Genomic DNA, 19,141 nt, shown 5'->3' with positions numbered 1-19,141 from the left:
GGAACGGAGGTAGGGCAGTGCCTGACGACGCGGATCGCTTCACCGCGATGTACGACGCCTGCCGGCAGCGCGTGTGGGCCTACGTGGTCAGCCGCGCGGGCCGGCAGGTCGCCGACGAGGTGGTGAGCGAGACGTTCACCGTCGCGTGGCGCCGGCTGGACGACGTACCGGACCCGCCGCTGCCATGGCTGCTCGGCGTCGCGCGCAACGTGCTGCGCGACAGCATCCGCAAGGAGGTCAGGCGCGCGTCCTTCACCGCCGAGCTGGCGGGCTGGACCGAGGAGGCCGAGTCGGACATCGCCGACGAGGTGTCCGAGCGCAACGCGCTGCTGCGGGCGCTGGCCGAACTCCCGGAGGACGACCGCGAGGTGCTGATCCTGGCGGCGTGGCAGGGGCTGGGCCCGGCCGACGCCGCGCGCGTGGTCGGCTGCTCGCCGGTCGCGATGCGGGTCCGGCTGCACCGGGCGCGCAAACGGCTGGTCCGGCAGCTGGACCAGGCCATGGCGGACGCCGTATCCCCTCGGCCGCTGCCCACCCGGGTGCGGATCGCAGCAGGAGAGGAAGCCCGATGAACAACGAAGTGGTGCGGCAGCTCGCGGCGGCACGACCGGCGCATCTGGATCCCGACCGGCCGACGGCACCCACGACGCGGGAGAAGGAGCTGGCGGCGGCCATGGGAACGCCGCGCGTGCGGGAGGCCGTACCGCGCGGGTCCGGGTCGGCCGGCTGGTTTCCCCGGCGCGTCCCCCGCTTCGGCCTGGTCGTCGCGACCGCCGTCACGGTCGTCAGCGCCCTCACCGCGACCGCGGTCACCCTGGGCGCCGGCCCCGGCGGCGGGACCGGTCGGGCGACCGCCTCGGACGGCCCGGCCGCGACCCTCTCGGGCAGCCGGATCCTGCTCGCCGCCGCCTCCGATGTCGAGCAGCAGCCCGAGACGGAGGGCGCGTACTGGTACCAGGAGGAGCGGTACGGCAGCCTGCGCGAGGTCCCCGGCAAGGACTACGTCCTCGACGTCCGGCAGCTGTCCCGGGTCTGGATGGCCCGCGACGGCGGCAAGCGGTGGTCGCAGGACGTGGACTCCGGCGCGCGCCCGGCGACCCCGGCCGACGAGGCGGCCTGGCGGGCCGACGGCTCCCCCAGGCAGTGGGATCTCATGGACTACGAGGAGACCAGGCGCCGCCTCGCCCGCGAGTGGAAGGAACAGGGCCGCGAGGGCGAACCCCCGGAGCCCACCCCGGAGATCGTCACCTACGAGGGCGCGGGCGAGCTCGAACACGACGCGCCCGGCGGCATCGCGGACAGCTCCCGTATGGGCGAGATCCCCCTGGAACAGCTGCGCACCCTGCCCACGGACACCGACGCCCTGCGCGCACGCCTCCGGGAGATCGTCGACGAGGACTACGACGCCCCCGAGAAGATCCTGCACGGCATCGTCGTCGACACCGCCGTGGCGATCGCCATCCACCTGCCCGCCACACCGGAACTCCGCGCCGCCGCCTACCGCGTCCTCGCCGACGAGCCCGGCGTGCGCTCCCTCGGCACGGTCGAGGACCACGCCGGGCGCACCGGATACGGGGTGGCGATGCCCGCCGCCGAGAACGGCACCGAGGTCCGGCTGATCTTCGACCGCACGACCGGAATGCCCCTCGGCCGGGAGACCGTGGCCGCCAGGAACGGAGACGGCCACACGAAGGGCGAACTCCTCGGCTACACGACGATCACCGCCATGAAGTGGACCGACGAGGCCCCGCCGTTCGACAGCGACTACACCGCTGCCCGATGAGGCACCCCGCACGGAAGAACCGCCGCCGCCCAGCCTCCACGGCCGTGGCGGCGACGGTCGTGAACCGGTCGCCGGCGGGATCAGAACAGCGCCTTGTACCCCTGCCAGCCGGTGGCGATCTGCACGCGCGCCCCGAAGGACCCCTTGCCGTTGCCGCTGCTGCGCCACACGGCACCGGCGGTGTCGCGGGAGACGAGGTCGGCCCTGCCGTCGCCGGTGATGTCCCCGACGCCGACGACGGTGTTGTAGGACGCGCCCCAGTCGTTGAACACCTTGACCCGGGCCTTGAAGGTGCCGGAACCGGTGCCGTCGTAGCGCCACAGCTCGTTGGACTTGTCCTGGGCGAGCAGATCGCCGCGGCCGTCACCGTTGAGGTCGCCCGCGCCGACGATCTTCTTGTAGCCGGTCCAGTTGGAGTAGAGCTTGGTCCGCGCCGAGAGCTTGCCGGTGCTGGTCGCCTTGTAGAGGTAGACGTCGCCGGTCGAGGACTGGCGGGCGATCAGGTCCGCGCGTCCGTCGCCCGTGAGGTCGCCGGGCGAGGTGAGGATGTCGTACTGGGTCCAGCCCGAGGTGGCGAGGGACGTGTACGGCGTCGACGTCGTGAGCGCCTTGCCGCAGCCGGGGTGGTAGGCGCGCAGGGCACCACTGCTGAAGCGGACCAGCACGTCGTTGCAGCGGTCGCCGTTCAGATCGCCGTACGGCACCGCCTTGACGGTCGTCGGCCAGCCCGTGCCGGTCGTCTTGGTGGAGAACTTCCCGGCGCCGTCGCCCCGGTGGTAGGTCAGGCCGCCCGAGCCGTTCAGCGTCAGCAGCTCGCCGATGCCGTCGGAGCCGACGAAGTCACGGTGCACGGCGGCGCCGCCGCTGAGCTTGACGGTCCCGGACCTGGTGAGGGCAGCGCCCTGGCCGTCGGCCGCAGTGGCGGTCAGCGTCCAGGTGTAGGTGCCGTTGGGCACCAGCCGGCCGGCGCCGTCCCTGCCGTTCCACGCCGTGGCGACCAGACCGCGGGCCAGGCCGCCGGAGAGTGTCCGCACGGTCGTACCGGTGGCCTTGTTCTTCACCACGAGCTGCCAGGAGGCGGCCGGCTTGTTCAGCCACCACTTCGGGCTCCACTGCCCGGCGCCTCCCTTGACGTCCACCGACGTGGCGACGGTGGCGTCGAGCTGGGAGAGCGGCGAGACGGGGACCCCGCTGGGGGTGAGGCGGACGGCGCCGTCGCCGCGGAGCTGGGCGATGACGCCCGTGTGCGGGTCGACGTCCCAGGGACCCCACTCGAACGCACCGGCGGTGTGGGACACGGGCGTCCCGCTGCGGACGTCGGTCACCTTCAGCTGCCCGTCCTCCACCGTCGCGACGAAGCCGTCACCGAGGTGGGCCTCGGACCAGACGGGACCGGAGACGAGCCTCAGGTTCGTCTCCGTGGCCGTGTTGTAGACGCCCAGGCCCTCCGCGGAGCCGACGCACTGCCACAGCAGCCACTGCTTGACAGCCTGCATGTTCTCCAGCAGGCATCCCTTGCCGAACCACACCGGCTCGCCCCGCTGTCCGGTCAGCAGGTCGACGGGGACCACGGTGTCGTTGCCGTCCCGCAGCCACAGGGTGGTGCCCCAGATCGCCTGGACACCCTCCATCGTGGTGAACACCGTGCGTCCGGTGTCGAGGTCCACGACCCGCGTCTCCGCCCCGGTGTCGCCGTACGGCCCCCTCAGCGCGGCGAAACGGCCGCTGACGGCCGACACCACTTCATAGACGCGCGAGCTGTCGATCCGGGTGCCGGGCATCGACTGGGTGGGGCCGAGGAGGTGGGGCTGCTGGGCGGCGGTCGTGCCGTAGCCGGAGACGACCGTGCGGCCGTCACCGGTCTCGTGCAGGCGCGGGCGCTCGTTCGTGTAGTTCTCCGGGATCACGCGGCCGCGCGTGGTGCGCTCCCCGACCGTGAGGGAACCGGCCACACCGTTGTCGCGGGTGTGGAGATACGTCCACTTCCTCGAGGGGTCCAGCTCGACGGTGTTCAGCCGTCCCTGGGTGAGGGTCAGCTGGGAGACGCGGTGGTTCGCCTGCCGGAGGGATCCGTCGGCGATCCGGCGCACCGTCAGTCCGCCGTCCGCGGCGGCCTCGACGAGGGAGACGCCCCAGTCCTCCGCAGTGGGCCCGCCCGGCACCAGCAGCCCGCCGTCCGGGGTCGGCAGGCCGCGCCCGAACGACCTGTCCAACAGCGTCTTGGTCGTGGAGCCGTCACCCATCGCGACGGCCTCGACCCGCCACACCGGAAGCCCGACGTCGTAGCCGCCCAGGGTGTCGTCGTACCGGGAGACGACGAGCGACTCGCCGACCAGGCCCAGCAGCTGCACCTCGCCGAGGACCGACACGGTCCGCGGGGCGGCGGCAAGGTCCGCGCGGTCGGCAATGGCGACGGTCCCGTACTTCTGCCACCACAGCAGGTGGGTGGGGGTGAGCACGAAGCCGTACGGGATCTCTTCCGTGCCGTACGGCAGCGGGACCAGCCGCCCCTGAGCGACATCCAGCCAGCTGGTGTACGGCTTGCCGTCCGCCCGGTAGGTCACGACCTGCCCCTTCGGGTCGCCCAGCGCGCCGTTGGCCTCGGCCGCCCAGGTCATGCCGTCGGGGACGCCCTCCACCGCGCGGTCCGTGTAGGAGCCGTCGTCCTGGGTGTCGAGGAGGTGCCAGCGGGCGTCGGTGCCGAACGTGCCCGCCATCGTCACGACCGTCCAGCCGAGGCTGCTGAAGTACCGGTGGCCGTCCGGGATGGCGATCGTGCGGGACTGCCCGCTCGCCATGTCCCGCAGCGTCACGCTCCGTGCCGCCTGGTCGTAGCGGGCGACGACGTCCGAGCCCACGCCGGACTTCGGGATGTCGTACCCGGCGGACGCGTCGACGACCGTGTCCGCGCCGGCGTACGTCGTCCACACCTGACCGCGCCCGTACTCGTGACGGAGGAACCCGGAGGGCCCCGCGCTCAGCAGCCGTGTCTCGGGGAGCATCACCGTGGTGGCGGGGACCACCACCTCCCCCGCGACCGCCTCACCGTGCGCGGTGCCGATCGTCAGCTGGGCGAGGCCCACGGCGAGGGACAGGGAAACGGCGGCGGCGGTGGCAACGCGTCCGAGCGCACGTCTGGCCATGCGGGTGTTCTCCAGGACTGGGATACATGGGACACGACGTCAGGCATCCCCCCCGACGCGAGTGGCCGGATCCTAACCCAAGTCGCCCTGTGCATGATCGATGGCGTCGGCCTCGGCGTCCCGCGAGAGTGCCGGCAACAGCTTCCGCAGGTGGTCGAGCGCCTCCGGCAGGGGTGGACCGCCGGAGTGCCAGCGGGTCTCCAGCTCCAGGGAGAGGGGTCCGCGGTAGCCGACGGTCCGCAGGGCGGCCATGACCTCGGCCAGCGGCAGCGCGCCCTCGCCCGGCAGGACCGGAGTGCGGTCGTGCCGTCCGGGCACGTCCTTGAGCTGGACGAGCCGGAGCCAGGGGCGAAGGAGCGCGGCCGACTCGTCGGGGCGCTCTCCGGCGAGCCAGGTGTGCAGTACGTCCCAGATCGCGCCGACCGCCGGATGGCCGACCCGTTCCAGCACCCGGGCCACATCTCGGGCACCCCGGTGGGAGTCGTGAGTCTCCAGCAGCAGGCGGACGGGGCTGGTCCGGGCCGCCTCGGCGAGTCGCCGGACCGCGCGGTCGTCGGCCGCGGGCCCCGGCTCGGCCGCGCCGGGGAAGACGCGTACGGCGGCGGCGCCCAGGTCGTGGGCGAGGGCGCAGTGCGCGCGCAGGTCGGCCAGGCACTCCTGGTCGGAGACCGCGCCGTCGGCCACCCGGACGTAGGAGGCGACGCTGAGCAGCTCGATGCCGGCGGCGCGGAACTCGGCGGCGAGCCTGCGGCGTTCGGACGGGCCGAGGGCCACGGAGAAGGGCTCCTCGTCGGCGGCCCGCAGTTCGACGGCTCGGCAGCCGCTGACGTCCGCGACGCGGATGATGTCCCGTACGGTCGCGCCGGGGCAGCCCAGGGTGCTGAAGCCGAGGGGGGCGGTGGAGGGCAAGAGGTTGCTCCCAGGGTGGCGGTCAGGCGATCCGGGCCAGGTCCACGGCGCGGACGGCGCCCTGGAGGGGCTGCCCCGTGACGAACCGCTCGACCTCGGAGGCGGCGAACTCGCCCAGGCGGCGCAGCTCGCGGCCGTGAGCCCCGGCCAGGTGCGGGGTGAGCAGGACGTTGGGCAGCGCGCGCAGCGGGTGGCCGGCCGGCAGCGGTTCCGGGTCGGTGACGTCGAGGACGGCGTCGATCCGGCCGCGGGCGCACTCCTCGGTGAGGGCGTCGGTGTCGACGAGGCTGCCGCGTGAGGTGTTGACGAAGACCGCGCCGTCGCGGAGCAGGGCGAGCCTGCGGCGGTCGAACATGCCGCGGGTCTCAGGGAGTTCGGGCGCGTGGAGGGAGACGATGTCCGCGGTCGACGCCAGGGTGTCGAGGTCGACGAGTCGTACGCCCAGCGAGCGGGCCTCCTCTTCCGTCACATAGGGGTCGCTGAGCAGGATGCGCACGCCGAGCGGCAGCAGCCTGCCGATGACCAGGCGGCCGATGCGGGAGGCGCCCACAATGCCCACGGTGGCGCCGTTGAGGCCGATCCCGTCGGGGCTGTGCTCGTCCAGCTCGGTGTGCGGGTCGCGGGCGAGGGCGAACACCCGCTTGGCGGCCAGGGTCATCGCGGCGACGGTGTAGTCGGCCACCGGACCGGCGTTGGCGGTGACGGCGGAGGAGACGGCGATCCCGCGCTCGAACACCTCCGGGGCGACGTGGTGTTTGACGGTGCCCGCGGCGTGGATGACGGCGCGCAGCCGCGGGGCGCGGTCCAGCACGTCCGCGTCGATGAGCGGGCACCGCCAGCCGGTGATCAGGATCTCCACGTCGGCGAGGCGCGCGTGTGCCTCGTCGGTGTCGAACCGGGTCAGCGGGCTCGCGGAGTCCAGGCGCACCCGGCGGCTGAGCCGGTCCACCACATCGGGCGGAAAGACTCCGGGAAGGAACATGGGTGCCAGGGCGAAGGCGGCGGTGGTCACTTGAGGGCCCCTGCGGTCAGGCCGGACTGGATCTGGCGGTGGAAGAGGACGTAGACGACGAGCAGCGGAATGATGGAGATGCTCAGGGCCGCGAACAGCCCGCCCCAGTCGGCCTGGTAGCCGGCCTCGACGGAGATGTTGCTGATGCCCTGGGTCAGGACGAACTTGTCCTCGGCGTCGCCGGGCAGCAGCGCCATCGGCAGGAGGTACTGGTTGGCCTGGCCGATGATGTTGAAGATGGTCAGGCTGACCAGACCGGGCTTGGCCATCGGCAGCATGACCTGGAAGAAGATCCGGACATGGGAGCAGCCGTCGATGAGCGCGGCCTCGGCCACCGAGGTGGGCAGCGTCTTGAAGAAGGCGGTCAGGAAGAAGACGGTGAACGGCAGCGAGTAGGCCGCGTAGGCCAGGATCAGCCCGGTGTGCGTGCCGAGCAGCCCGAGGTTTCGTACGACGAAGAAGAGCGGCACCAGGGCGAGGAACATGGGGAAGGTCATGCCGGCGATGAACAGGTAGTACACCGCTCGGTTGCCGGGGAAGGTGTAGCGGGCCAGCACGTAGGCGGCCATGGAGCCGAGCAGCATCGTCAGCGTGACGCCGCCGGCGACCACGATCACCGTGTTGAACAGGTAGCGGGCCACGTGCGCGGTCTGCCAGGCGTGGACCCAGTTGTCGAAGCGGAGTTCGCCCGGCAGGGACAGCGGGGAGCCGAAGATCTCCGTGTTGTTCTTGAACGACCCCAGGAAGACGAAGACCAGCGGCACGACGACGATCAACGCCCAGAGGGCGAGGGCCACATGGGCCAGCCGCAGACAGACCGAGACCTGGTTGCGTGCGGTCCGCCGGGGTGCCGCCGTGGGCTCGGGCCGGACCCTGCTCGTCGGGACTTTGTTCAGCAACGCCATGTCAGAACTCGATCTCTTCACGGTTGCGGGTGAACCGCATGGTCAGCAGGGCGAAGGTCATCACGATGAAGAACAGCACGACCCCGAGGGCGGAGGCGTAGCCGAAGTTGTAGTGGGTGAAGGCGCTCTTCCAGACCTGCATGCCGAGCACGGTGGTGGCCCCGTCGGGACCGCCCTCGCCGACCGACAGCACCTTGATCAGCACGAAGTAGTCGAGGACGCCGATGCCCAGGTAGATCCAGCCGGTCTGCACGTGGTTCCGCAGGAGCGGGAGGGTGACGCCGAAGAACGTCCTGACCCGGCCGGCCCCGTCGAGCGCCGCGGCCTCGTACAGCTCCTGCGGTATCGCGGCCATCCCGGCCGAGAAGAGCACCACGTAGAAGCCGATCTGGGACCAGACCATGACCGCGATGACCGACCACAGCGCCAGGTCGGGGTCGGTGAGGAACCCGACGGGGGCGATTCCGGCCTTGCCGAGGAGGCTGTTGAGCAGGCCGCCCTCGTCGGGCCGGTAGACCAGCTGGAAGAGCACGCCGAGGACGGCGACGGACAGGATCTGCGGGAAGAAGAAGACGATCTTGTAGAAGCCGGAGCCGCGCAGTCCGCGGGTCGCGCTGCCCGGACCGCCGCCGGCGACGTTGAGCAGGTAGGCGAACAGCAGCGCGACCGCGAGGGTGAGCAGGGGCACGGTGAGCAGCAGCTGCCCGTGGTTCCTCAGCGCCTTCCAGAACATCTCGTCCTGGAACACCCGGGTGAAGTTGTCGAGCCCGATGAACTTGATATCGGGCGACAGGCCCCGCCACTCGGTCGTGGAGATGTAGAAGGCCTGCAGGTAGGGCCCGATCACGAAGACGAGGTAGAGCACCACCGGGGGAACCAGGAACCCGATGACGAACGGATACTTGCCGTGCCGCATGATCAACGCGCTCCGTTCACCGGGAGAACTTCATGAGGGAGGAGTCGGCCTTGACCGCCGCGGCCTTCTTCTCCATCCGGGCGGCGAACTGCGCCGGGGTGGCGTCCTCGAAGAACAGCGCGAGGGTCGCGGAGATGAGTTCCTCCTTCATCGGCGCGTACCACTCGGTGAGGCGGAAGTTGACGATGTCGTCGCCCGCGGCGGCCAGTGCGTCGGCGGCGGACTTCGTGCCCTGCGTCAGCGTGAGGCCCTGGTGGCTGTCCTTGACGACGGTGAGCGCGCCCGTCTGCTCGGTGAAGCCGGTCGCCCCCGCCTTCGACAGCATCCGGCGGAGGTACTCCATGCCCGCGCCGGGGTTCTTCGCCTTGGCCGGCACACCGAACGGCTCCCCCGCCGTGGCGCGGACGGCCGTCGCGGGCAGCGCGTCGGAGGAGGTCAGGCTCGGCACCGGCATCATGGCGAAGGTGAAGCCGGACGGGGTGTCCTTCTTCATCTCGCTCTCCAGCCAGCTGCCGGAGGAGTAGAAGGCGAGCTTGCCCTGGACCTGGCGCAGCTGGGCCTCGGTGTGCATGAGCCCGGCGTAGCGGTCGTCGACGTACTTCCGGGCGAACTCCTGCCAGGCGGTGAGCGCCTGGATGACGGCGTCCTGCTTCCAGGCACCGGGTTCCAGATTGTCGATGTTCTTCAGTACGTCCGCCCCGCCCGCCTTCCCGGCCTGGGTGAGGACGGCGAACGCGGCGTAGTCCGCGGCGTTCTTGCCGCCGATGCCGAAGGGGTCCAGGCCGGCCTTCTTGAGCTCGCCGGCCAGTTCGGTGAAGGCGTCCCACGTGGTGGGCACCTGCCAGCCGTTCTTCTGGAACAGCTGGGCGTCGTACCAGAGGCCGTAGACGGTCTGCGCGTACATCAGCCGGCAGAACGTGCCGTTGACGGTGCCGGCCTCGATCGCGCCGGGACCCAGGATGTCGCGGACCTTGGTGTTCGGGTCGTCCACCGTGGGGGCGTCTAGCAGCGGGGTCAGATCGGTCAGCGCCTTCGACTGGACCAGCGCGCCGAGGTCGAGCTTCGCGAGGCTCGCGACGTCGGGGACATCGCCGCTGACGAAGCGCGGCTGGAGTGCCTCGACGATGTTCGGGGTGCCGGAGTGCTTGATCTCGAGCTTGGGGAACGCCTTGCGCAGCAGGGGCTCGTGCACCTCGGTCGCGTAGGCGTCGCCGTACCCGCCCTTGAAGATCACCACTTCGACGGTGCCGCTGTTGACGACACCGAACGGGTTGGCCTTGCTCGTCGCTCCCTTCGACGCGGTGGCCTTGCCGGGCGAGTCGCCGGGGGCGGCACAGGCGCCGAGGGCGCCGACGGCGGAGACGGCCAGGGTGGAGCTCCCCGCCCAGCGGAGCAGCTGCCGCCGGGAGATCTGCGAGCTGGACATGGTTCTCCTCGTTGAGAGACAGGGGGAACGAGTGATCCGCGAACATCTGCGAGGCGGGTCGCGGCTTCCGTGGATTCTGGGGGCGGGTCCGAGCCACCGGCAAGAGCCGACCCGAACATCGAACACAAACGAACACCAAGCGACGGCCACCCCGCTTGAACAGGGGTTATTCGCTGGAAGCAACGCCGGACAGGCCATCGGATGTGCGATCCGGACAGTAGGGTTCGTACGAACGAAACCCTCGACGAGAGGTCGAACATGCACGCCGCCCAGAGGCAGGACGCCATCCTCCGGCTCCTGCGCAGGTACGGCTCCGTCAAGGTGACCGAGCTGGCCGAGCGGTTCGGGGTCGCCCAGCTGACCATCCGCCGCGACATCGCCCTGCTGCACGAGCGCGGCGATCTCGTGCGCGTGCACGGGGGCGCGCTCCTGTCCCGGCCCGAGGACACCGTGCCGGCCGCCGGGCCCGCCGCGCCCAGGCCCGGCAAGCAGCGGGCCATCGGGATGCTGGTCCCGGGGGCGAGTCTCTACTTCAACGAGCTGGTCCAGGGGGCGCAGAAGGCAGCCGCGGCCCACCATGTCCGGCTCGTCGTGGGGGTCTCCCGCCACGACCGGGAGGAGGATCTGGTCCAGGCCGAGCGGCTGCTGGCCTCCGGGGTCGAGGGACTGCTGCTGACTCCCAGCGCCGCCGCGCCCACGCCGTCGTGGGCCGCGGAGCTGCCCGTGCCCGTGGTCTTCGTGGAACGCCGCCAGCCGGTGGACGCCGATTTAATCGAGTACGTGGCGTCCGATCACGAACTGGGCACGGTGCAGGCCCTGCGGCACCTGGCCGAGCTCGGCCACCGCAGGATCGCGGTCATCACCCAGACCACGCCCACCTCGCCACTGGTCCACCGCGGCTTTCGGATGGTGGCCGACGCGATCGGGCTCGAACAGGACGTCCCGCTCGTCGACATGGCGACTTTGGCAGGGCTCGACGACGTGGTGGAGGAGGCGCTGTCGGCCGGGGTGACCGCGATCCTCGCCCACTCGGACGACGTCGCGATCGCCGTGCAGCAGGGGTTGCTCAGCCGCGGCCTGGCCGTACCGGACGACGTCGCCCTCGTCGCCTACGACGACATGTTCGCCGCGCTCGCCGACATCCCCATCACCGCCGTGGCCCCGCCGCGCCGGGCCATCGCACACACCGGGGTGGAGATGCTGCTGGGGCGCATGCGGGCAGGGGACAGCCTGGTCAAGCGGCATGTCCGCCTGATGCCCACCTTGCGCGTCAGAGCGTCCACCCTGGGCGAGCGGGCACCTCTTCCCGCCCCCGAGCGGGAAGAGGCGTGACGCCGACGGGAAGAGGCGTGACCTCAGGGCCCTCCCCGTCGGTCAGCCGCGGGTGACCGAGACCCGGCAGCGCAGGACGTGCTCGCCCGGCTCCAACCTCCCCCGCAGCATGGGCAGCACGGTCCGGGGATGCACCAGGTGCGTGCCCGCCATCGGCGTCACGGCCTCGCCGGCCCGGCGCCGGCCGTCCGCTCCGTGGCACACGATCTCGCCGGCGACCCCGTCGGCGACGGCGCTCGCGACGCCTTCCCCCTCGACGGTTCCCGCAGGGGTACGGCCCCCCGCGCGCAGCGGCACGCAGAACCCGCCCTCGGCCGTGTGCAGCGGGCGGGCGGTGGTGATGCGGTGCTCGCGCAGGTGCCCGCCGTCGTCCGGGGTCAGCCGGGTCTCGACGGTCACGTCGGGCCAGGGGCTCCAGCGCAGGATGAGGGTGTCGCCGTCGAAGTCGGCCTCCCCACCGGTCCGGGTCCGCCACGAGGCGCCGTCGTCGGAGAGGGCCAGGGTGCTGTCGAAGGCCCCCTGCTGCAGGCTCCCCTGGTCCAGGGGGACGCTGAAGCCGGCCAGTGAGGAGTAGGCGAACTTGGCGTACTTGGCCGCCGCGCCGCGCGGTCGGAAGGCGGGCGGCGTCTGACCGGCGAGCGCGACGACATCGCCGTACGCGTCCCGGCTGAGGACCATCGCCGCGGCCCGCTGGACACTGACGCTCCCGCCCGGCGCCGGTCGGGCGGGCTCGCGACTCCAGAAGGGATGTGCGGCGGGTGCGGCGAGGGCGGCGAAGACCTTGGTGCCCCAGTACGGCGAGCCGCCGCCGATGTACTCCTCGACGACTCCCGCGTTCGGATAGGCGTACCCCGGTGTCAGCAAGCCGTCCTCGGCGGCCAGCGGCTGCCGCCACCACCACTCCAGGTTGCGTTCCACAAGCCCCCGCGCCACCGGCCACTCCACGGCCGGCAGATCGGCCGCCGCGAGCGCGGACCAGAACGAGCCCTGGGCGAACCGGTAGGCGAGGCTGCGGCCGAAGGGCACCGCCGCGCCGTCGGCCGCGAACCAGTGCCGGAACTGCGCCGCGAACTCGGTCGCCCGCCGCCGGTACAGGGCGGCCCGGTCGTCGTCCACGGCCTTCAGCGAGGCGAGCAGCAGGCCGTAGAAGTGGAAGCCGAACGGCACGTAGTAGTCGCGTGCGCCGTGGTCGCCGTCGGCGTACCAGCCGTCGGCGCGGGCGAAGTCCTCGATCCTGTCCAGGTGTGCGTCGGCGACGGCCTCGTCGACGGGCACGCCCACGGCCCGCAGCCCGGCCGCGGCCAGCACGGGGAAGAAGCGCCAGTTGTTCTCGTGCGGGCGCGTGAGCGCGGCGGCGGACAGCCAGTCGGCGAGCCGCTCCCGCTGCCTCGCGGTCAGCGGCTCCCACAGCCGCCCCGGCGCCGCCGCCAGGGCGTAGCCCACCGCCGCCGCCTCGACCAGGCGCTGTTCCAGGTCCATCGGCGCCCCGATGTACCAGGCGTGGTCGGGGTCGACCGCGGCGGCCAGCGCCGAACGGGCCTGGTCCCACTGGGTTTCCGCACCGGTCAGTCCCCCGGCGGCGTGGGCGGCCAGCCCCCACAGCGGCCGGGCGACCAGCTCGAACCAGGTGGCGCCCGGGTCGTTGGAGCTGCCGTACACGGGCTGCCGCCCGGGACCGAGTGCGGCCAGCCGGGTGGCCGGGGCGACGATCGCGACGAGGGCCTTGGCCCAGGCGTCCCGACCAGCCGGGGCGGCGCCGTGCAGTTGAAACAGAGTCGGCATGATTCCCTGCCCTGTCAGTCGGTGACGATCTGGAGGAACGGCTGGTGGGCGGCGCTCTCACGGCTGTTGAGCAGCACGGCGAGCCCGGTGGCCGGCTGGGCGAGGGCGATGGTGGCCGTGCCGTCCCCGGCGTACTGGTTCTTCACGTGCGCGGTGACATCGAGCGGCACCCAGTCATTGAGGGAGCCCACCGGGCGGGAGGACAGGACGCCACCCAGGGCCGGCTGGCCGTTCCAGGTCACTCCGGTCTCGGTCCAGCCGTCGCCGCTGACGGAGTACGCGCTCACGGTCGACTGGGTGCCGCCGCTGTCGGCGGTCCTGCCGTACACCCAGAGCACCGCGCGGCGCGGTGCGGCGGGCAGGCCGGAGACGTCGAACTTCAGGAACGAGCGCCGGGCGTATCCGCTCGTGGCGTTCTTGACCACCAGCGTGGTGTCCGACCCGTAGTTGACGGCCGCGTAGGACCCGTCGCGGACATAGGCATCGGCGGTGGGGCTCACCGACCGCGCGCGCCCGGCCGCGACCGCCGAGCCCGTACCGAAGGTGATGTTCCGGGACGCCCCCTGGCTCCCGCCCACCTCGACCACCAGCGTGATCGGGTCCAGGCCCGTCACCGAGACCTCCGCGTCACCGCCCGCCTTGGTGAAACCGGAGCGGTCGATCGTCACGGTGACCGTCGCGGCGGTCTGGGTGGGGTCGGCGACGCTGACGCCGAGGGTGCCGCCGCTCTCCCGCATCAGCACCGAACAGGGCCCGGAGACCGTGATCGGACCGGCGGTGCCCGCGGTGAAGAAGTTGGCGGCGGTCACCCCGGTGGCGCTGTCGGTGACGGCCTGCACGGCCGCGGTGTTGGCCAGGACGCGGACGGTGGGGCTCGCGGCGCGTGCGGCGGTCGTGGCGGCGGTGGCGCCGGGCAGGAGGACGTAGGCGTAGGAGCCGCCGCTCGGATCGGTCCCGTGGTCGAACCAGAGGGTGACGTACCGACGGGTCAGCGGGCTGCTGGAGGAACCGGTGTTGATGTCACGCCAGGATCCGGTACGGGCCTCCCGCAGCGCCTTGACCGTGGCGCCGCCGGGGAACACATAGCCGCCGAAGCCCTTGAGCGCGGCCCACGAGGCGCCGGTGAAGGTGTCCGACCAGCCCGGGGTGGTCGGCTGGTCGGCCCCGTCGACGGTGAGGGCCGTGGACGCGGTGGCACCGAGGTTCCGGTTGTCGATGGTCGTCTCCACGGCGTACCCGTCGCTCGCCGTGATCCCGGCGCCGAGACAGACCACCTGGTCGGCCAGGCAGAACCAGGACTTCTTGGCCGCCAGCGTCGAGGTGAGGCCCCGGGTGTCCTGGCCGACGGCGGAGTACGTGCCGTCGGTCGCGCCGCCCACCCACACGGCACCGGCGGGTGCCGGTCTGCCGAAGGACCCGCCCTGGGCATCGGCCAATGGCTTGCGAGACACGGTCGTCCCGGGCAGCCGACAGGGGTCGACGGTCGGCCAGAAAGCGTCGGAGTACTGCCCGTTGCCGTACGTGTCACCCCACCAGTACGTCATCCCGGAACCGGTGTGCCAGCCGCGCAGGTTCTCGCCGTTGCCGGTCTCGTAGAACGTGGTCCTGGCCGAGCACATCGCCACCGCGAACGCCCATCCCGGCCTGCGGTGGGTGGCCCGGTCCATGGCGCCGAAGACCTGGCTGCCGACGGTCTCGGGGAGCGGGGTGACGGAGGTGTCGGCGAGCAGCGCCTGCCCGCGCGCCAGCGCCGGGACCTGCAACGACTTGTCGGAGAGGAAGGGGCTCCAGTAGTCGCGCTGCAACCAGCCCTTGGCCAGCGCCCGCCACCGCGCCTTCTGCTCGGCCGGAGCCGCCTCGGCCAGCAACAGCAGGCCGCTGATCACGGCGTGCCCGCGGGTGTGGTCGTCCTGCTGGACGCCGAGCGTGTTGTCGGCGGTCCTGACGCCACGGCTGATGGCACGGCCGGACTGACCGTCCATCATGAGCCCGTTGAACAGGAATGGTGCGGTCGCGGCGATGGCGGCGTCGAACAGAACCTGCCGCCCGGGGTCGGTGACCGCCCAGCTGGACCCGGTGAGCAGCGCCAGCAGTCCGGCGAGCCCGCCGACCAGGACCTGGCCGTAGGTGCCGATGTAGGGGACGGTGGTGTGCTGGATGAACGAGCCGTCGGCGTAGAACCCGTCGCCGTTGCGCACCAGCGGGAACACCGGCGACAGCGCGTCCCGCCCGGTCGCGATCTTCGCCGAGCTCTTGCCGAGGACGCCGCGCAGGACGAGCACCTGGCACAGGTCGACCCGGTTGCCGCCGGTGCTGGTGCCGCTGTAGGAGGCCACCAGCGAGTCGGGCACGAAGTGATCGACAGCCGCCAGGCAGCCGCCGATCTGACTGCTCGACAGCGCCCCGTACACCAACGCCATGGCGTCGAGCAGCAGCTTCGGCGCGCCGATCTGCCAGTCCCACCAGTTGTTGTACGACGTCGTGGTGGCCGTGTACGCGTGGGCGACGACCCAGTCCAGACCACTGACGACGGCGCCGAGCAGCCCGCTGTCGCCGGTCAGCCCGGTCCCGGGCAGCGCCCACGCCTGCGCCATGGTCTTCAGCCTGCTCAGACACGAGGTCACGTTGGCGCTGGGGTACGCGCTCCCGGTGGGCAGGTCCGGCCACAGCGCCGAGGCGGAGGGGGTCATGGCCGACCGGAAGGCCGAGGCCGCGCTGCCGATCTGGGTGAGCTGCCCGGCGTACGGCTCGGCCGAGGGGTCGTAGCCCGACCCACCGATGGTGATGCTCACCCAGCGCGCACGCAGTTCGTCGTACTCGTCGGCGGCGAAGGCCGGGCGGGACACGGACGCGAGGCCGAGGCCGGCCCCGGCGAGCACGGCGGCACGGAACAGCCGACGACGGCTGATCTGGGACATGAGTGGCTCCAAGGTAAGTGAAACTGCCTGAGGATGAAGCCGTCCCAGGCCCAGCACGGTGGCATGGACCATTGCCGTTCGGCAAGAGTGATCGCACAACTCACACGACCGGGTGTTCGTTTATGTGCGATCGACCTTCCCGGCCTTGACCCTCCCGCCCACCGCCCGGACCATCTGATCCCTGGCCGTCCCGCCGGACCACGCACACGTCGAAGCCCCCCGCACGGAGCGGGGGGCTTCGAGGCGCTGCTGCGGATGAACCCAGCACGTCCCACAAGGGACAGGTGGGTGTCGGTGCAGTGGTATCCGGCCCGGGAGTTGGCCGCCTGGCCGAGGATGACCTGTGTCCACTCGTCCATCAGGAATTCGGCGTCCCACTTGGTCTCGCCGGTTTCGAGCAGTATCTGCCGCCACTCGTTCAGCGGGCGTGTATGTCGTCGATCCGTCGACGTGGACGATCTCCACCCAGTCGACGGTTTCCGGACCGCCGAGGCCGGCAGCTTCGCGCGCAGGTCCGCCGCCAGGTTCTTGTTGAAGGTGGTGAGCAGGACCTGCTGGCCGTTGCCCGGGCCGAGCCGGTCCACGAGGTGCTTCACCCTGTGCAGGGCGACGATCGTCTTGCCGGTGCCCGGACCGCCGCCGACTTTACGGGGGGGGAGGGGCAAGCGCTGAGGAAACTGGTGCCGGAAGTAGTGTGTGTGCGCGAGGTGAAAGCCGCACTCTGCGTGAGCAGTTCGCACCTGGAACAAGGTGAGAGAGTGACCTGCAATGATTTTTTCGCGGACCTGGGACTGGAATTCCCTGGAGACGCTCAGCATTCCGGCGGCCGAGCTTCACACCCACCTCGAACGCCTTCTCGAACAGGACCCCGACGAACGGACCCGTGCCGGTCGGCTTCTCTACTGCGAGGTCGCCAATCAGGGACATCTGTACAGCACCGCCGCCCCTTGCGTCGACGCCCTCACGACGCGGGCCAGAGCGGGCACGCCGCTGACGCCGCAATCCGTGAGTCTCCTCGAGTCCATTCTGAATGCCAGGAATGCCGGTGTGCGCGCCGGGCTGGAGGACGGGTCCGTCGACGTCACGAGCTACTGTCGGAGCGAGATCCTGGCAGCGCTCCCTCAGTTGCTGAGCCACGCCGACGGGTCGGATGACGAGTATTTTCGCGAGGTCTGCTATCTGATCCCCCAGCTGGCCGACTCCTCCGACGAGGTGGTCGCCTTCCTACGCAAGTCCGTTTCGACGCTCGAGGGAGAGCTGCGCCAGGCGGCGGCCGACGCGCTGGAGGAGGCCGAAGAGGTGGCCGAGGAAGGCCACATGCAATAGAGCCGCCGCTCTCCGACGTGGCGGGGCGAGCCAGGCGACCATGGGCCGGCTCTCGGACAGCCCAGGCCGGCAGTGCAGATCAGATGAGGGCCGACGGTCTACCTCACCTCCATGGTCGATCAGTTGTCCGGCACCCGGTCGTTCGAGCTCGGCAACGTCGGCCGTGTCATCGCCGTCAACGCCCACGGGTGGACCGAACGCTACGCCTACGACCTCGTCGGCAATCAGACCGAAGCCTCCTGGCCCTCATCTCATCCAGGCCACGAGACAACCGGCCCTCGCACGTACACCGGCACCATGATCACCCGTGCCGCAACAGCCGCTTCGAACACGACCGTCTCGGGCGCGTGGTCCGAGAGCCGCCTCACCTCGGTCGTCACACCGGACGGCACCCTCTGGAACTACCGTTACGACCCACTGGGCCGGCGCATCGCCAAGCGGCGTCTCGCGGACGACGGTGAGACCGTCCTGGAGGAAACCTGTCTCACCTGGGACGGGATGGTCCTGTGCGAACAGACAACCGTCTCCCATGACCTGCCCGACATCGTCGCACTCACCTGGGACCATCGCGGCTCGACCCCTCTCGCCCAGACCGAACGCATCCTCGCCCGCAACGCGGGTCAGCGTGAGATCGACCGCCGTTTCGTCGCCATCGTCACGGACCTCGTCGGCACCCCGACCGAACTGGTCGCCGAGAACGGGGACATCGCCTGGCGCACCCGGTCCACCCTCTGGGGCACCACCGCCTGGAACCGGAGCAGCACCACCTACACGCCCCTCCGCTTTCCCGGCCAGTACCACGACCCCGAAACCGGCCTTCACTACAATCTCTTCCGGCACTATGCCCCCCCACGGGCCGCTATCTCACCCCGGATCCGCTCGGCCTCGCTCCCGCGCCCAACCCGGCCGCCTACGTCCACAATCCGCACACCCGGACGGACCCACTAGGCCTTTCTCCCTATCAAGAGAAGGGAGGAAACGCGGAGATCGATCCCCGAAAGCTCGACTACCTTTTCAACAAGGACATCAAACCGGACTCCCACAACTCACCGAGGGCACTCCAGGAGTGGCCCGGCGGAAGCGGCGAATTCGGCGTGACGGAATCTGTCCTCTACGGCCCGCACGGAGCACTTGGTGTCGAAAGCACCTGGCAGATTCTGCCGGACGGCGGACATAGACTCTCCACAGTCATCTTCCGCGGCAGTGGCCCGAATGTAAGCATCCACGGCACCCTGGACCACTGGCCGCCGTACAGTGGAAAGTGAAGGCGGACGTGTACCGAGAGTTCCTCACCCCCGACGACGAAGACGTCTACGAGGCCATCGGCGAATGGCCGGATTCGGACGAGAGTGGCGCACGGGTTCTCACCCTGCAGGATCGTTCCGGACAATCGCTCATTTTTTCCTACGATGCACTGGCAAGGTCAGTGAGGATCCGCTGGGTGAACGATCAGGGAATCGAGATGCTGAATTCCTTCCGCGAAAGCGCAACACGCCTTTCCTTCACCTCAGGGCAATCAACCAAGCACATTTCCGTCGAATTCAGTACGGGCGAGTGCACGGGGACCATGGAGATCCAGGTGACGCCCCACCTGTCGGTACGTGACCGCCTCCTGTTCCAATAAGGAAGCGCTCTCCCTGCCGGACTGGGCGCAGCCCGAAGGTCGCCGAGTCTCGTGAGTGCCCGGAC

Annotated in this window: 13 protein-coding genes and 2 pseudogenes; 6 read left to right on the top strand and 9 right to left on the bottom strand. The window is 70.9% G+C overall.

The annotated features are described in order from the left end of the window. Positions 1–17 precede the first annotated feature (17 nt). Positions 18–572 (top strand): RNA polymerase sigma factor, encoded by a 555-nt coding sequence (locus ACZ42A_RS27735; RefSeq protein ID WP_468529991.1) that lies wholly within the window; start codon positions 18–20, stop codon positions 570–572. Continuing rightward, positions 569–1,783 (top strand): CU044_5270 family protein, encoded by a 1,215-nt coding sequence (locus tag ACZ42A_RS27730; protein ID WP_468529990.1) that lies wholly within the window; start codon positions 569–571, stop codon positions 1,781–1,783. The genes ACZ42A_RS27735 and ACZ42A_RS27730 overlap by 4 nt, the downstream gene beginning before the upstream one ends. 80 nt (positions 1,784–1,863) lie before the next feature. On the opposite strand, the gene ACZ42A_RS27725 is transcribed toward ACZ42A_RS27730, so the two are convergent. From ACZ42A_RS27725 to ngcE, 6 genes are all read right to left on the bottom strand, one after another. Further along, on the bottom strand, positions 1,864–4,926 hold the full coding sequence (locus ACZ42A_RS27725; protein ID WP_468529989.1) for an FG-GAP-like repeat-containing protein: 3,063 nt from the start codon (positions 4,924–4,926) through the stop codon (positions 1,864–1,866). Positions 4,927–4,998: 72 nt separating this feature from the next. Then, positions 4,999–5,835, bottom strand: a complete 837-nt coding sequence (locus ACZ42A_RS27720) for a sugar phosphate isomerase/epimerase family protein (protein ID WP_468529988.1) — start codon at positions 5,833–5,835, stop codon at positions 4,999–5,001. Positions 5,836–5,857: 22 nt separating this feature from the next. Continuing rightward, positions 5,858–6,817: a hydroxyacid dehydrogenase gene (locus ACZ42A_RS27715; protein WP_468530103.1), complete on the bottom strand. Its 960-nt coding sequence runs from the start codon at positions 6,815–6,817 to the stop codon at positions 5,858–5,860. Between the two features lie 26 nt (positions 6,818–6,843). Further along, a complete protein-coding gene (locus ACZ42A_RS27710; protein ID WP_468529987.1) occupies positions 6,844–7,752 on the bottom strand; it encodes a carbohydrate ABC transporter permease in 909 nt (302 codons plus the stop codon). Position 7,753: 1 nt separating this feature from the next. Further along, positions 7,754–8,668 (bottom strand): carbohydrate ABC transporter permease, encoded by a 915-nt coding sequence (locus ACZ42A_RS27705; RefSeq protein WP_468529986.1) that lies wholly within the window; start codon positions 8,666–8,668, stop codon positions 7,754–7,756. A gap of 16 nt (positions 8,669–8,684) precedes the next feature. Beyond that, a complete protein-coding gene (gene ngcE, locus ACZ42A_RS27700; protein ID WP_468529985.1) occupies positions 8,685–10,094 on the bottom strand; it encodes an N-acetylglucosamine/diacetylchitobiose ABC transporter substrate-binding protein in 1,410 nt (469 codons plus the stop codon). Between the two features lie 258 nt (positions 10,095–10,352). Here ngcE and ACZ42A_RS27695 point away from each other — a divergent pair, with 258 nt between their 5' ends. Continuing rightward, a complete protein-coding gene (locus ACZ42A_RS27695) occupies positions 10,353–11,426 on the top strand; it encodes a substrate-binding domain-containing protein (protein ID WP_468529984.1) in 1,074 nt (357 codons plus the stop codon). Between the two features lie 42 nt (positions 11,427–11,468). Here the strand turns inward: ACZ42A_RS27695 and ACZ42A_RS27690 are convergent, their stop codons facing one another. The 3 genes and pseudogenes from ACZ42A_RS27690 to ACZ42A_RS27680 form a co-directional block, all read right to left on the bottom strand. Next, positions 11,469–13,208, bottom strand: coding sequence for a DUF2264 domain-containing protein (locus ACZ42A_RS27690; RefSeq protein ID WP_468529983.1), 1,740 nt, complete (start codon positions 13,206–13,208; stop codon positions 11,469–11,471). 14 nt (positions 13,209–13,222) lie between these two features. Next, complete coding sequence (locus ACZ42A_RS27685; RefSeq protein WP_468529982.1) at positions 13,223–16,126, bottom strand: polysaccharide lyase family 8 super-sandwich domain-containing protein; 2,904 nt, start codon at positions 16,124–16,126, stop codon at positions 13,223–13,225. 302 nt (positions 16,127–16,428) lie between these two features. Further along, a pseudogene (locus ACZ42A_RS27680) lies at positions 16,429–16,779 on the bottom strand (UvrD-helicase domain-containing protein); the annotation flags it as partial. Positions 16,780–16,894: 115 nt separating this feature from the next. Between ACZ42A_RS27680 and ACZ42A_RS27675 the strand changes: the two are divergent. From ACZ42A_RS27675 to ACZ42A_RS27665, 3 genes and pseudogenes are all read left to right on the top strand, one after another. Beyond that, positions 16,895–17,452 carry a hypothetical protein gene (locus ACZ42A_RS27675; protein ID WP_468529981.1) on the top strand — a complete coding sequence of 186 codons (558 nt, stop codon included), beginning with the start codon at positions 16,895–16,897 and terminating at the stop codon, positions 17,450–17,452. Positions 17,453–17,551: 99 nt separating this feature from the next. Beyond that, positions 17,552–18,426: pseudogene (locus ACZ42A_RS27670) on the top strand (RHS repeat-associated core domain-containing protein); the annotation flags it as partial. 287 nt (positions 18,427–18,713) lie between these two features. After that, a complete protein-coding gene (locus ACZ42A_RS27665; RefSeq protein WP_468529980.1) occupies positions 18,714–19,076 on the top strand; it encodes a hypothetical protein in 363 nt (120 codons plus the stop codon). Positions 19,077–19,141 lie beyond the last annotated feature (65 nt).

The organism is Streptomyces sp. NPDC030838 (genome assembly GCF_055572035.1).
This window is presented reverse-complemented; position numbering and strand designations above follow the sequence as displayed.